General features: G+C 46.4%; 13 protein-coding genes and 1 tRNA gene. 3 read left to right on the top strand and 11 right to left on the bottom strand.

Features of this window, described 5'->3' with window-relative positions:
* Positions 1-5: 5 nt before the first annotated feature.
* Together sufB and sufC are read right to left on the bottom strand one after the other, a co-directional pair.
* Positions 6-1,400, bottom strand: a complete 1,395-nt coding sequence (gene sufB / locus AS158_RS01285) for a Fe-S cluster assembly protein SufB (protein WP_038053080.1) — start codon at positions 1,398-1,400, stop codon at positions 6-8.
* Positions 1,397-2,137, bottom strand: a complete 741-nt coding sequence (gene sufC / locus AS158_RS01280) for a Fe-S cluster assembly ATPase SufC (RefSeq protein WP_038053084.1) — start codon at positions 2,135-2,137, stop codon at positions 1,397-1,399. Before sufC ends, sufB begins: the two co-directional genes overlap by 4 nt.
* Positions 2,138-2,259: 122 nt before the next feature.
* On the opposite strand from sufC, the gene AS158_RS01275 reads away from it, so the two are divergent.
* Positions 2,260-2,349 (top strand) — tRNA-Leu (locus tag AS158_RS01275).
* A gap of 49 nt (positions 2,350-2,398) precedes the next feature.
* A complete protein-coding gene (locus AS158_RS01270; RefSeq protein ID WP_012311149.1) occupies positions 2,399-2,773 on the top strand; it encodes a cyclophilin-like fold protein in 375 nt (124 codons plus the stop codon).
* On the opposite strand, the gene fliE is transcribed toward AS158_RS01270, so the two are convergent.
* Genes fliE through AS158_RS01225 form a run of 9 tightly spaced genes read right to left on the bottom strand, consistent with a single transcriptional unit; the run spans position 2,754 to position 11,836 of the window.
* Positions 2,754-3,038 carry a flagellar hook-basal body complex protein FliE gene (gene fliE / locus AS158_RS01265; RefSeq protein WP_011943886.1) on the bottom strand — a complete coding sequence of 95 codons (285 nt, stop codon included), beginning with the start codon at positions 3,036-3,038 and terminating at the stop codon, positions 2,754-2,756. The two genes, AS158_RS01270 and fliE, sit on opposite strands and share 20 nt — an antisense overlap.
* Before the next feature lie 6 nt (positions 3,039-3,044).
* The gene (gene flgC / locus AS158_RS01260; RefSeq protein ID WP_011943887.1) at positions 3,045-3,467 is read right to left on the bottom strand and encodes a flagellar basal body rod protein FlgC; all 423 of its coding nucleotides are present in this window, start codon (positions 3,465-3,467) and stop codon (positions 3,045-3,047) included.
* Positions 3,464-3,847, bottom strand: a complete 384-nt coding sequence (gene flgB / locus AS158_RS01255) for a flagellar basal body rod protein FlgB (protein WP_012311150.1) — start codon at positions 3,845-3,847, stop codon at positions 3,464-3,466. The genes flgC and flgB overlap by 4 nt, the downstream gene beginning before the upstream one ends.
* A 16-nt stretch (positions 3,848-3,863) precedes the next feature.
* Positions 3,864-4,892 carry a peptide chain release factor 1 gene (prfA, locus tag AS158_RS01250; protein ID WP_241241228.1) on the bottom strand — a complete coding sequence of 343 codons (1,029 nt, stop codon included), beginning with the start codon at positions 4,890-4,892 and terminating at the stop codon, positions 3,864-3,866.
* Between the two features lie 17 nt (positions 4,893-4,909).
* Positions 4,910-5,992 (bottom strand): type IV pilus twitching motility protein PilT, encoded by a 1,083-nt coding sequence (locus AS158_RS01245; protein WP_008195208.1) that lies wholly within the window; start codon positions 5,990-5,992, stop codon positions 4,910-4,912.
* 4 nt (positions 5,993-5,996) lie between these two features.
* Entirely contained in the window at positions 5,997-8,756 is a 2,760-nt protein-coding gene (gene ileS / locus AS158_RS01240; RefSeq protein WP_165304373.1) for an isoleucine--tRNA ligase, read from the bottom strand.
* A 21-nt stretch (positions 8,757-8,777) separates the two neighbouring features.
* Positions 8,778-9,128 (bottom strand): response regulator, encoded by a 351-nt coding sequence (locus AS158_RS01235; protein ID WP_029682976.1) that lies wholly within the window; start codon positions 9,126-9,128, stop codon positions 8,778-8,780.
* A 4-nt stretch (positions 9,129-9,132) separates the two neighbouring features.
* Positions 9,133-11,400, bottom strand: a complete 2,268-nt coding sequence (locus tag AS158_RS01230; RefSeq protein WP_165304372.1) for an ATP-binding protein — start codon at positions 11,398-11,400, stop codon at positions 9,133-9,135.
* Positions 11,342-11,836: a Mut7-C RNAse domain-containing protein gene (locus tag AS158_RS01225; protein ID WP_008195215.1), complete on the bottom strand. Its 495-nt coding sequence runs from the start codon at positions 11,834-11,836 to the stop codon at positions 11,342-11,344. Before AS158_RS01225 ends, AS158_RS01230 begins: the two co-directional genes overlap by 59 nt.
* 50 nt (positions 11,837-11,886) lie before the next feature.
* Between AS158_RS01225 and AS158_RS01220 the strand changes: the two genes are divergently transcribed.
* A complete protein-coding gene (locus AS158_RS01220; protein ID WP_008195218.1) occupies positions 11,887-13,311 on the top strand; it encodes an RtcB family protein in 1,425 nt (474 codons plus the stop codon).
* Positions 13,312-13,315 lie beyond the last annotated feature (4 nt).

Below are 13,315 nucleotides of genomic sequence, written 5' to 3'. Positions count from 1 at the left end.
ACACCTCACCCTATGCTCTTCTCTATTTCCAGTTCGAGTAACTTGTTCAACTCAACAGCGTATTCGAACGGGAGTTCTTTCACCACAGGTTCAACGAATCCTTTCACTATCATTGCTTTTGCTTCTTGTTCAGAGAGTCCCCTGCTCATTAGATAGAAGATCTGTTCTTCGCCTATTCTTCCGATCCTTGCCTCGTGTCCAACGTCTGCCTTGTCTGTTTCCACTTCTATGATCGGAACGGTATCACTCTTCGATCGATTGTCGAGCATCAAAGCTGCACACTCGACGGAGGCTTTGCTCTTTACGGCTTCCCTTGTAATCTTCAAAAGCCCCCTGTAGAAAGCCCAGCCTCCACCGAGAGAGATGCTCTTTGCGCTAACGAGCGAACTCGTGTATGGAGCAAGATGAACAACTTTGGAACCAGTATCCATGTGCTGTCCCGGCCCTGCATAAGTGATGGACATGCTCTCTGCCCTTGCACCTTTTCCCTTGAGTATGGTCATTGGATACAGCATTGTCTTCTGACTTCCCAGTGAGCCTGAGACCCAGGTCATCGATCCTTCTTCGTCGACTATCGATCTCTTCGTGTTGAGATTGTAGGTGTTCTTGCTCCAGTTCTGAATGGTGAGGTACTTGACTTTCGCACCTTTTTTGACGTATATTTCCACCATCCCAACGTGAAGATTGATGACGTTGTACCTTGGAGCAGAACAACCCTCTATGAAAGTGACTTCACTGCCTTCTTCAGCGACTATGATGGTGTGCTCGAACTGTCCCATACCGGGATTGCTCATCAGAAAATACGCCTGAAGCGGCATGGGAATTTTCACGCCCGCTGGGACATACAAAAAGGTTCCGCCGCTCCATATGGCTCCATGAAGTGCGGCGAACTTGTGATCGGTGATGGGAACGAGTTTCATGAAATACTTCTTCACAAGATCAGGGTACTCCCTAACAGCACTTTCCATATCGAGGAAGATAACGCCCAGCTTTTCAAGCTCTTTCTTCATGTTTTGATAGACGATCTCCGAGTCGAGCTGAGCTCCCACACCTGCGAGGTACTTTCTTTCCGCTTCCGGTATCCCGAGTTTATCGAAAGCCTCCTTCACTTCTTCTGGAACTTCGTCCCAGGAGGTACCCTTCTTTGCGTCAGGCTTTATGTAGGAAACTATCTTTCCGAGATCGAGGCCGGATATGTCCACACCGAATCTGGGATTGTGCCACTCGCTGAACACTTTGAGTGACTCTAATCTGTGCTTCAACATCCACTCCGGTTCATCTTTCGCACGGGATATCTCTTTTATCAGCTTCTCGTCGAGACCGGGGGGTGCTTTGTAGGCGGTCTTCACCTTCGGTACAAAATCGAACCGGGAATCGTCAATTATCAGTCTTTCCATCATCTCACACCCTCCAGGGAGTAGCCCTTTTCCTCTATTTCATCTGCCAGCTCCGGACCGCCGCTTGTGATTATGTGTCCATCCACATAAACGTGAACCCTGTCTATTCTCTTCAAATGATCGAGAAGCCTCTTGTAGTGTGTGATGATGAGAAGGGTCACTCCCTCTTCGTTCAGTCTGGCTATCAAGTTCGCTATCGATCTCAACGCGTCAACGTCGAGACCCGAGTCTATCTCATCGAGGATGAGCAGTTTCGGTCGTAGGAAAAGACTCTGAAGAATCTCGGACCTTTTCCTTTCCCCACCAGAGAATCCGACGTTCAGGTACCTTTCGAGGAAATTTTTGTCTAAACCAAGTTTTTCGGCAGTTTCTTCGAGTTCTTTTCTCAACTCCAGATAGTTTTTATCCTCTCCGTGAATTCTTCTGTGGGCTGTGATGAGAAACTGAGAAAGTTTCACTCCTTCGACTTCGTATGGATTCTGAAAAGTCATCATTATACCGAGTCTTGCTCTCTCGTTCGTGGGCAGATCCTTTATAGACCTCCCTTCAAAAAAGATGTCTCCTTCTGTTACAATGTACCTGGGATTTCCCATGATGACGTTCGCGAGGGTCGATTTCCCGCTACCGTTTGGACCCATGAGAACGTGTACTTCTCCATTTTTTATCTCCAGATTCACACCCTTCAATATTTCCTTGTCTTCGTCTCTCAGCTTTGCGTGCAGATCCACAATCCTGAGCATTTCGTTCCCTCCTCTTATGTTTTCCTAATTGATTATAACACATGCACGGTTATTATGAAGAAGTTCTGAATTTTGTAAGGTTGAAATAATCTTTCTGTCGATGTGGTATAATAAAAAAATGAGCCGGGGTGGCGGAATTGGCAGACGCAGCGGACTTAAAATCCGCTGGGGTTTATAACCCCGTGTCGGTTCGAGTCCGATCCCCGGCACCATCCGGGCACCTCCAAAAAGGTGCCCTTCTTCTTTGAGGAGGGAGCGAACATGAGAGTTGAACTCCTCTTTGAAAGTGGAAAATGTGTGATAGATCTCAATGAGGAATACGAGGTCGTCAAATTGTTGAAGGAAAAAATTCCATTCGAAAGTGTCGTGAACACTTGGGGCGAGGAGATATACTTCTCAACTCCTGTGAACGTTCAGAAGATGGAAAACCCAAGGGAAGTAGTTGAGGTAGGGGACGTTGGATACTGGCCTCCGGGAAAAGCGCTGTGTCTGTTCTTTGGGAAAACTCCCATGAGCGATGACAAAATTCAACCAGCGAGTGCTGTAAACGTGATAGGAAAGATCGTGGAAGGGCTGGAAGATCTGAAAAAAATAAAAGACGGCGAGAAGGTCGCCGTCAGATTTGCATCCTCATGATGTCTCTGTAAGCTTCCACGATTCTGTTTCTTACTTCGACGGTGAGCCTCAACGCTATGGAAGCCTTCTCGGCTTCTATTATAACCTCGTGTATGTTGCTTATCCTGCCCTGGGCGAAATCATCCGCTGCCTTCTCGGCTTTCTTCTGTATGTCGTTTACCTTTTCCAGGGCTTCTTTCAGCGCTTCTGAAAAGTTGTTTTCATTTTTCTTTTGAGTCTTTCCACTCTGGCTCAAAGGGCCGAGCCCCTCTATCCTGTCAACCATCACCCATTACCCCCTTCCTATCTGAAGGGCGCTGTTCACCATAGCCTTTGTCACATTGAAAGCCGCCACGTTCGCATCGTATGCTCTCTGCGCGTTTATTAGATCCACCATTTCTCTAACGATATTCACGTTGGGCATCCTCACGTATCCGTTCTCATCCGCGTCAGGGTGTGCGGGATCGTACACGAGTCTGAACGGTGAAGGGTCTTCCTCTATTTTTACAACTTTCACCCCAGCGCTTTCTATTTTACCATTTGGTGTTCTTCTCAGATACTCGGCGAACACAGGTACCTTCCTCCTGTAAGGTTCTCCTGTTTCAGTTCTGGTGGTTTCAGCGTTCGCTATGTTTGTTGAGACGATCTCGACTCTGAGTCTCTGAGCGGACATTCCAGTTGCGCTGATGTTCATGATCTCGAATTCGCTCATCATCTGACACCCCTCAGTACAGCATTGTACCTATCTATGTTCATCGACATGAGCCTGGAGAGCACCTGATACCTGAGTCCGTTCTTCACAAGCTGGACCATCTCGTAATCGATATCAACGTTGTTTCCATCGTTTCTCATGGTGGTTGTGTTGTCCACAAGAACACGTGGTTCTACGACACTCTTTGAACCGATGAGGTGCTTTTCGTTTGTCTTCGAAAGCTTCAGTTTCATTTCTGATTCCTTCAAGAGTTCCTCGAATGCCACGTATTTTCTCTTGTAACCGGGTGTGCTCACGTTCGCTATGTTCAGTGAGTGAACGTTCTGTCTCAAAAGAGCAACGTCCATCGCCTGTTTTAGCGTGTAGAAGTTCGAGTTGAACATCTTCACACCTCCACTATTACTTTTCTTCGACTGAGGCTCCGATTCCTAAAACTTCCTCGAGGTTGTTTTCTATGTCGTGTTCTATGAGCTTCGATATGATTTCGTCCAGGTCTCCATCGAGGATTTCCTGCAGTCTGTAAGAGGTGTAGTTTATTCTGTGATCCGTAACCCTGTTCTGGGGGAAGTTGTAAGTTCTGATTTTTTCGCTTCTCTCGCCGGTTCCTATCTGTGATTTTCTCTTCTGTGAGATCTCCCTTTCTTTCTGTTCCTTCTGTAGCTGGTAGAGCCTTGCCCTGAGGATCCTCAGAGCGGTTTGCTTGTTCTGATACTGAGATCTTTCGTTCTGACACGACACCACTATTCCCGTTGGAAGATGTGTGATCCTCACAGCGGATTCGGTCTTGTTGACGTACTGTCCACCGTGTCCCGATGCCCTGAAGGTTTCTATCTTCAAGTCTTCCGGCCTGATTTCTATATCCTTTTCTTCAATCTCCGGAAGAACAGCAACGGTAGCGGTGGACGTGTGGATCCTCCCTCCAGACTCTGTGACAGGAACTCTCTGGACTCTATGAACACCGCTTTCGTACTTCAAAATACCGTAAGCGTTCTTTCCTTTTACGAAGAAGACCACTTCTTTTATTCCGCCGAGATCCGTTTCGTGAATTTCAGCGACTTCGAGGTTCCAGCCTTTTCTTTCTGCGTACCTGGTGTACATTCTGAACAGATCCCGCGCGAAGAGAGCTGCTTCTTCTCCACCCGTGCCTGGTCTGATTTCTACGATTGCTTTATCGCTCGCTTCTGGAGAAAGAAGCAAGAGCAGTTCCTGATAGAGCTGATCGAGTTCTTTCTCGTACTTTTCTATCTCCAGTTCGTTTTCTCCCTCCTCTCTCAAGAGTTCGATGAACTCCTGAGTTTCTTTTATTCTGTTTGCGATACTCTCTATCTCTTCTATCTTTGCGTATTCTATTCCGTAGTTTTTCATCTGTTCGGGAGTCAGATCTGGCCTGGCGAGGAGCTTTTCGATCTCTTTTTTCTTTTCTTTCACTATCGAGGAGATCTTCTCTACGAGGGCTTCATTCCTAATCTTCGAGCCACCTCCTCCTGGTTCCTGGCAAACTGCAGAGCGGATTCTCTGGATATCTCTCCTTTGAGTGCGGCTTTCACGAGTGCGTCATCGAAGAGGACCATTCCGTGCCTTGCACCAGCCTGTATCAGAGATTCGAGCTGGTGGAGCTTGTTCTCTCTTATCAGGTTCCTCACGGCAGGAGTTCCCACCATGATCTCCAGGATCGGAGTGAATCCTATTCCGTTGGCTTTCGGGACAAGTCTCTGATAAATCACGGCGATCAAGGTGTTTGCGAGCTGAAGTGCGATCTGTCTTTGCTGATGTGCCGGGAAAACATCTATGATTCTCTCAGGTGCGGAAGCTGCGGAGTTCGTGTGAACCGTGGCAAGAACGAGGTGTCCCGTTTCCGCCGCGGTGAGAGCGAGAGCCATTGTTTCAAGATCCCTCATTTCCCCCACAAGGATCACATCCGGATCCTGCCTCAGAGCGTACTTCAATCCGTTGTAGAAAGAGTCCGTGTCTGAGCCGAGTTCTCTCTGGTGAATCACAGATTTTTTGTTTGTGAAAACGTATTCTATCGGGTCTTCTATCGTTATTATGTGGTGTGGGAAATTTTCGTTGATGTGATCTATCATGGCGGCGAGTGTGGTGGATTTTCCGCTTCCTGTAGGACCAGCCACCAATATCAAGCCGTACTTTCTCTCAACGAATGTTTTCAAGATCTCTGGTAGTCCCAGTTCCTGGAAAGTTCTGATCTTTTTTGGTATCAACCTGAAAGCGAGAGCGGGGTTCTTTCTCTCGTAGTAGAGGTTTCCCCTCACCCTTATCGCTTCTGCCACGGTAAAGGAAAAATCCACTTCTTTCGTTTTAGGTGGGAACGGCTGTCCGATCTCAGCGAACAGATCTTTCAGAGCGTTCATTATGGATTCTTTTGTGAGTTTTCCGTATTTCTCTTGTGGTACGAGTTTCCCGTCTATACGGTAATAAGGAGGGCAACCCACCGAGATGTGCACATCGGTTGCCCTCAAACCGTACGCTTCTGTGATAATCTTCAGAAAAGAAACTTTCATGTCTTCCACGCTGTCACTTCCTTTCTCCTTTCAAAACTGCCAGACACCTTGGACAAACTCCCGGGAAATCTTCGGAAGTAGAGATCTCCGTTGTGTATTTCCAGCACCTCTGACATTTTTCACCCTCTGCATGTTTGACGGTCACCTCTACCAGTTCTCCTTTCAGTTCTCCCGAAGTATCCGAAAGGGATACCTTCGATACTATGAAGAGTTCTTCGAGTATGTCTCTGTATTTTTCCAGAAGCGCTTTGATGGTGTCATTTTTGGGTACAAGTACGACCTCAGCATCGAGGGAGTGACCGATCACATCTTGTTGTCTCTTCTCCTCGAGGGCCTTCAACACGTCTTCTCTTATAGAGAGTAGTTTTTCGAAATCTTCCATGAGCTTTCTATCGATGAACTCTTCTCTGTACTCTGGCCAGTATTCCGCCTGAACCGTTTTGTATTTTCTGTCCTTTTCATGAAGGTGGGAGTAAACCTCTTCCATCGTGAAAGTCATGATGGGTGCAAGGATCTTCATCAGAGAGATGAGTATTTCGTGCATCACCGTCTGCGCCGATCTTCTGTATATTGAATCTTTCGCTTCCACGTAGAGTCTGTCCTTTACGACGTCCAGGTAGAGAGAACTGAGTTCCGTTGTGCAGTATTTCACCACGAGATTGTAAACCTTCGAGAATTCGTAGCTGTCGTAATATTCGGTGGCGCGTTTTATGATCTCCTGCAGTCGTCCAAGAGCCCATCTGTCGATCGTCAAGAGTTTTTCATGAGGAACTCTGTCGAGTTCGGGATCGAAGTCTTCCAGATTTCCAAGGAGGAATCGGAACGTGTTTCTTATCTTCCTGTAAACTTCTGTTTGTTGTTCGACGATCCTCATGGATATCTTTATGTCGTTGAAGTAGTCGCTGCTCGCAAGCCACAGTCTCAGAATCTCGGCACCGTATTTTTCCACCACTTCCATGGGATCCACTACGTTTCCGAGGGACTTGCTCATCTTTCTTCCTTGTTCGTCCTTTATAAATCCGTGTGTTAGCACTTCTTTGTAAGGTGCGGACCCCCTCTTTGCGACGGCAAGGAAGATGGAAGAATGGAACCATCCCCTGTGCTGATCGCTACCTTCAAGGTACATATCGAGGGGGAACGGGTGATCTTCTCTCTTCGTGGTTATGTATTCGAAGGAGGCACCAGAATCTATCCACACGTCGAGTGTGTCCAGCATTTTTTCGAAAGATCGCTTGCCGCATTTTGGACACACGAAATCTTCGGGGATGAGTTCTTCCACGTCTTTTTCAAACCACGCGTTCGTTCCTTCTTTTTCAACGATTTTCATGAAGTGTTCTATCACCTTCGGATCGAGAACCACTTCTCCGCATTCCTTACATTTCACCGCTGGTATGGGAGTTCCCCAGACACGCTGTCTTGAGATACACCAGTCGGGCCTTTCCTCCACCATGGATCTGATCCTGTTCCGGCCCCATTCCGGTATCCACTTCACCTTGTCTATTTCTTCCAGCACTCTCTGTCTGAGGTTGTTGTGATCCACAGAAATGAACCACTGCTCGGTTGCTCTGAAGATCACAGGCCCCTTACAGCGCCAGCAGTGTGGGTAGGAGTGTGTGATACTTGACGCGTGAACGAGAATTCCCTTTTTCTTCAGATCCTCTATGATCACCTCGTTGGCATCTTCTATGAACATTCCCTTGTATTTTCCCGCTTCTTCCGTGAAACGTCCCTCCTCATCAACGGGAGAGACGATGGGAAGACCGTATTTCACATGACCGTAGATGTAGTCTTCCTCACCGTGACCGGGGGCTATGTGGACACAGCCTGTTCCCGTTTCGAGAGATACGTAATCGGCAAGAATGACTCTGGAGGTCCTGTCATCGAAGATGGGATGAACGAACTCTTTTCCTTCCAGATCCTTTCCTTTTATTTTCTCGACGACATTGGAACAATCGATTCCAGTCTCTTTCGAAAAAGCATCGAGAAGATCCGTTGCGATGACCCATTTCTCTTCTCCGACTTTCACCACCGAGTATTCGTAATCGGGGTGCAGAGCGATACCAACGTTTGCCGGCAGTGTCCAGGGTGTTGTGGTCCATATCACGATGAAGAAATTCGGATCTTCTTTTGATCTGAACTTCACGTATATGGAAGGAGATTTATGATCGTGGTATTCGATTTCCGCTTCCGCGAGGGCAGTTCTGCATCTCGGACACCAGTAGATGGGTTTCAAAGATCTGTAAACGTTTCCCTGTTCTACAAGGGTTTTGAAAACATCCAGTATTTTCACCTCGTAGTCTGGCTTCAACGTGATGTATGGATTTTCCCAATCTCCGCGAACGCCGAGTCTTTTAAATTCTTCTCTCTGTATATCAACGAATCTGAGAGCGAATTCCTCACACTTCTTTCTGATCTCTGCGGGTGACATTTCTTTTATCTTTTCACCCAACTCCTGAGACACCCTGTGTTCTATGGGAAGACCGTGAGTGTCCCAGCCTGGAACGTACGGTGCCCTGTATCCTCTCATCGTTTTGTATTTGACAACGATGTCCTTCAGAATCTTGTTCAGGGCCGTTCCAATGTGGATGTGACCGTTTGCGTAAGGGGGTCCATCGTGCAGGACAAAAAGGGGTTTTCCTTTTCTCTGTTCGAGTACGTAGTTGTAAAGGTCCATCTTTTCCCATTCTTCGAGAAAAACTTTTTCTTTGTTCACCAAGTTTGCCTTCATTGGAAATGAAGTTTTTGGCAAGTTCAGTGTGTTTTTGTATTCCATAAACTTTTCACACCTCCTGTGTCACGAAAGTAGCTTCTTCACTTTCTCTTTCAATTCGTCGAAGTTGAACGACTTCACAACGTATTCATCCGCTGCCCACGAAGAAAGATCGGATCTATAATGAGAATAGGCCGTGAGGAGGATAATCTTTGCGTCTTTCTTTTTCTTTCTGATCTCACCGGCTACCTCCAGTCCACTGATACCAGGCATCTCTATGTCGAGAATCACCAGGTCGTAATTCCCGGAGAAGAATTTTTTCAAGGCTTCTTCCCCGTTTTCTGCCGTGTCAACTTCGTAGCCTTCTTCTTGAAGTTCCTCTTTCAAAAGTTCCCTTATGTTCGGCTCATCGTCGACAACCAGTATCCTTTTCATTCTCTCACCTCTTTTCTGGTGTCTTTGGAATTTCGAAGATGAAAACAACCCCGTTTTCTCTGTTTTCTGTCCATATTTTTCCTCCGTGTTCATCCTCTATGATCTTTCTACAAATCGGAAGCCCTAAACCTGTTCCCTGAGTCTTTGTGGTGAAGAACGGTGAGAATATCTTTTCTTTTATCTCCTCCGGTATGGGAGGACCCGAGTTCCAGACACTCACTCTCACCTTGGTGTACATATCTTCCGACGTTATCTTTATCTTACCATTTTCTCCTGTCGCTTCTATTGCATTTTGAACAAGGTTTATCAGTACCTGTTTTATCCTCGTTCTATCGGCTTCAACTCTGAGGTCTTCGTTGTCCGTTTCAAAGCAAAAGTCTATGTTCATCTTTCTGATCTTTTCCTCGAATAGAACGTAAACTTCTCTTATGAGTTCATTCAGATTGAACTCGGTGAATTCCAGCACCTGCCGTTCTTTGCTGTATTCCAGGATTTCCTTGACGATCGTTTCGAGCCTGGATAGTTCGTTCGTTATTATGTTGATGTATTTCTTCAGCGTCTCTGGATCGTCAAGATGCTTCTTCATGCGCATTATGAAGCCGCCTATTATCGTTATTGGATTCCTTATCTCGTGAGCGACTCTTGCTGTCATTTCTCCCAGTATGGAAAGTCTTTCTCTTCTTTTTCTTTCCTCTTCGTATTTGTACAGCTCTGTGACATCGTCGATCGTGATGATGACCCCCTCGAGCAACTGTGTTTTAGCGTTTCTGAAAGGGGAGAATCTTATGTTGAAATACTTTTCTCCGAATTTGTAGAAGTTGAGAAACACGGGTTCTTTGTTTTCAAGAACGCTCTCTGCGACAGATCCGATCTCTTCAAAGCCGGGGAGATCTTTGAGCCTTCTTCCGAGTACGTTTTCTTTCTTCAGACCAAACAGTTGTTCTGCCTTTCTGTTCCATTCGGTTACGCGCCCATCTTTGCTCAGCGTTATGATGGCTGTTTCCAGGCTCTCCAGAATGCTTTCACTGAAGTTCCTGAGGTGTTCCACGAGTTCGTTTTGACGCTGAAGATCCAGAGTCTTCTTTCTCAGGTTTTCGTAATTATATGTGTTCTCCAGAGCAAGGCCTGCACTTTCAGAGAAGAGTTTGAGCACGTCCAGATCCAGATCGGTGACTTCCTTTTTGCTGAATTTGTTATCCACCATCACAACACCAAGAGTGTCCCACCGCCCAACGAGTGGAAAGACTAGGAATTCATCGTTTTCAAGAATACTTATGACATCTTCTACTTCGTACCTGATTTTTTCGAGGGTTTCTCTCGAAGTCCTCACTATGCTCTTTCTCAAAACCACCCTTTCGAATATCGGATGTTCTCTGTAGTAAAATCTCTTTCCCCTTATTTTTTCATTGAATTTCGTTTCAAACGAGAATGTGAGCGCCTCCTCCCTTAGAAACTGTACCAGATCTGTGTATCGCAAGGTTCTTTTTCTGAGGTATCTCTTGAGTTCTTCGTGTTCCTGGGGTGTGTCGCCACCCACCGCGGAAACGACCATCAGAGAGCCTGTACCTTCATCTTTTTTGAGAAGAACAGCACGGTCGAAATTGAATCCTCTCTCTGAAACAAGACTGAGCAAAATCACACGGTAAAGGTTGTTCGGATCATAAACAGATCTCATGGCCTGGCTGACGTAGTAAATTATTCTCATTTTCTTTATGTGTTCTTTCTGTATCTCTGAAACTTTCAGCTGTTCTTCGTACGACTTTTTCAATTTCTGGACTTCTTCTTTAAGCCTCCAGAGTTTTTCTGATACGTTTCCGATGAATTCTAAAAGTTTCGTACAGAGTACCTCTTCTTCTTCATCGAATGCGCCTTCGCGAACCACAACAAGATGCAGTTTGTTCTTCCACTCTCTCACACTCGCCCCTGGATGTTTCTTTTTTATCTCATCGATGGAGAGTTTCTCTCCCTTCGAAGAATAAGAAACATCGCCCTCTATCAGATAGACTTCTTCCGCATCCAGAAATTCTCTGACTTTTTTGAGGGAAAACCTGAGAGCTTCCTCTTTCGGATGAACGCACATTGAATCCACAAGAGAGAGTAGCAGCTCATAAACGGTGAGCCTTTTGTGAAGTCTGACGATTTCGAAAGACTCTTCATTATTTGCCACAACTGTGTACTTTCCAAATCTACAGGTGAAACCTTCCCGAGGGATTTCATCCCCGCTTTCCAGAATCCTTATTCCCTTTATCTGTTTCAGTCTCTCCGGAACCATCTGGTATCACTTCCTTCACCCAGTCTAAATGAGATCCTCTCCAAAAGATTCTTCCGCAGCTGGGACATCTGGAGAATTTCTCTGCGTTCAGAAAAACGTACAGAGGCACCTTTTCAATCACTTCCTCACGTGGAGTCGGCAAGAGTTCTCTGTTACAGTACGGGCACCTTGCACGTTCTGGTTTCAGTTTAAAATGTTCTACCACCATTTTCAAATCTTTTTCGTCTTTAATATAGAAGACTTCTTGTCCATATTTTTCGAAAAATTCTATAAGAGAAGGTCTTTTTGTGAGAAGAATTCTACCCTCTTTCCTGCATATCAGAAGGACTTTCCCGGGTTCTTCAGAGTAACAAACCATCACATCTAACCCGAGGGTTCTCAACTTTTTTGCAAGCGGTACCAGCGAGGCATCGACAGCGAAACGAACCTCACTCATAATCTATCCTCCACTATTTAATGATAAACTAAAAGTGGGAGGGAGAAATTATGAAGATAGAAAGACTCGATAAATACATCTGGAGAATTCCAAAAGAGGGAAATATGAAGGTTGACGCGATCGTATTCACGGACGCTGAGAGTGTGAACGATCCTCAGTTCAGAGAAGCGATGAAACAGCTCATGAACGTGGCCACGCTTCCCGGTATCGTGAAATACGCCCTCGCAATGCCGGACATACACTGGGGTTACGGCTTCCCAATAGGAGGAGTCGCCGCCTTCGATGTGAAAGAAGGAATCATCTCGCCAGGTGGTGTTGGTTTCGATATAAACTGTGGAGTACGCCTGATGAAGACAGATCTCACCTACGAAGATGTGAAAGATAGAATAAGACCTCTCGTCGAAGCTATATACGAATTCGTTCCCGCGGGTGTTGGTTCAACGGGAGACATCGTTCTCGGCAAGAAGGGGCTCAGGAAAGTTCTCGTTGAAGGTGCGGAGTGGGCTATCAAGTCAGGGTACGGTCTCGAGGAAGATTTAGAAAGAATCGAGGACGGTGGAAAAATACATCCAGCGGATCCCTCGTACGTATCAGAAGAAGCGTTCGAGAGAGGAAGTGACGAGCTCGGAACTCTCGGTGCGGGAAACCACTTCGTGGAGGTTCAAATGGTTCAGGAAATATACGACGAAGAACTCGCTGAATTTTTTGGGCTGGAGATCGGTACCATCACGGTGATGATCCACTCCGGAAGCAGAGGATTCGGACATCAGGTTGCAACCGACTACATAAGGCTCATGAGGGATAAACTGAAGGAACACAACAAAAATCTACCCGACAAACAGCTCATAAACGCTCCGTTCGAACATCCACTCGGACAGGCCTATTATTCTGCCATGAATTGCGCGGCAAACTATGCGTTCGCGAACAGGGAGATCCTCGGGCATCTCGTTAGAAGAGCTTTCTGGAAAGTGTTCGGGAGAGACACACGTGTTGATCTCATCTACGACGTTGCTCACAACATCGCAAAAGTGGAAGAGTACGAAGTTGACGGAAAAAGAAGAAAACTGGTCGTTCACAGAAAGGGTGCTACACGTTCTCTTGGTCCCGGAAGCGAAAAGGTTCCTTCGATCTACAGAGAAGTGGGACAGCCCGTCATCATACCGGGTGACATGGGGACTGCTTCCTATCTTCTGGTGGGGACAAAGAAAGCCGAAGAAAAGACCTTCGGTTCCACCGCACACGGAGCGGGGAGAGTCCTTGGAAGGTCCGCTGCCCTGAAAAGGCTGGATTACAGAGAAGTTCTCGATGAACTGGCAGAAAAGAATATTGTCGTCATGAGCAAGAGTAAAAAGACTCTGGTTGAAGAAGCTCCTGAGGTTTACAAAGACGTGGATAGAGTGGTGCAGATCGTTCATGAGATAGGTATTTCGAGAAGAGTGGCCAGGATGATTCCTCTTGGTGTTGTGAAGGGGTGATACC

The organism is Thermotoga sp. 38H-to, from assembly GCF_011057665.1.
Lineage (GTDB): Bacteria > Thermotogota > Thermotogae > Thermotogales > Thermotogaceae > Thermotoga.
Note: the sequence above shows the minus strand (reverse complement) of the source record. Positions and strands in the feature narration are given on the sequence as shown.

What these genes read in the sequence shown, in the direction of transcription:
- sufB (WP_038053080.1), bottom strand. Translation starts at nt 1,400, where the DNA reads ATGATGGAAAGACTGATAATTGACGATTCCCGGTTCGATTTTGTACCG.
- sufC (WP_038053084.1), bottom strand. Translation starts at nt 2,137, where the DNA reads ATGCTCAGGATTGTGGATCTGCACGCAAAGCTGAGAGACGAAGACAAG.
- AS158_RS01270 (WP_012311149.1), top strand. Translation starts at nt 2,399, where the DNA reads ATGAGAGTTGAACTCCTCTTTGAAAGTGGAAAATGTGTGATAGATCTC.
- fliE (WP_011943886.1), bottom strand. Translation starts at nt 3,038, where the DNA reads ATGGTTGACAGGATAGAGGGGCTCGGCCCTTTGAGCCAGAGTGGAAAG.
- flgC (WP_011943887.1), bottom strand. Translation starts at nt 3,467, where the DNA reads ATGATGAGCGAATTCGAGATCATGAACATCAGCGCAACTGGAATGTCC.
- flgB (WP_012311150.1), bottom strand. Translation starts at nt 3,847, where the DNA reads ATGTTCAACTCGAACTTCTACACGCTAAAACAGGCGATGGACGTTGCT.
- ileS (WP_165304373.1), bottom strand. Translation starts at nt 8,756, where the DNA reads ATGGAATACAAAAACACACTGAACTTGCCAAAAACTTCATTTCCAATG.
- AS158_RS01235 (WP_029682976.1), bottom strand. Translation starts at nt 9,128, where the DNA reads ATGAAAAGGATACTGGTTGTCGACGATGAGCCGAACATAAGGGAACTT.
- AS158_RS01230 (WP_165304372.1), bottom strand. Translation starts at nt 11,400, where the DNA reads ATGGTTCCGGAGAGACTGAAACAGATAAAGGGAATAAGGATTCTGGAA.
- AS158_RS01225 (WP_008195215.1), bottom strand. Translation starts at nt 11,836, where the DNA reads ATGAGTGAGGTTCGTTTCGCTGTCGATGCCTCGCTGGTACCGCTTGCA.
- AS158_RS01220 (WP_008195218.1), top strand. Translation starts at nt 11,887, where the DNA reads ATGAAGATAGAAAGACTCGATAAATACATCTGGAGAATTCCAAAAGAG.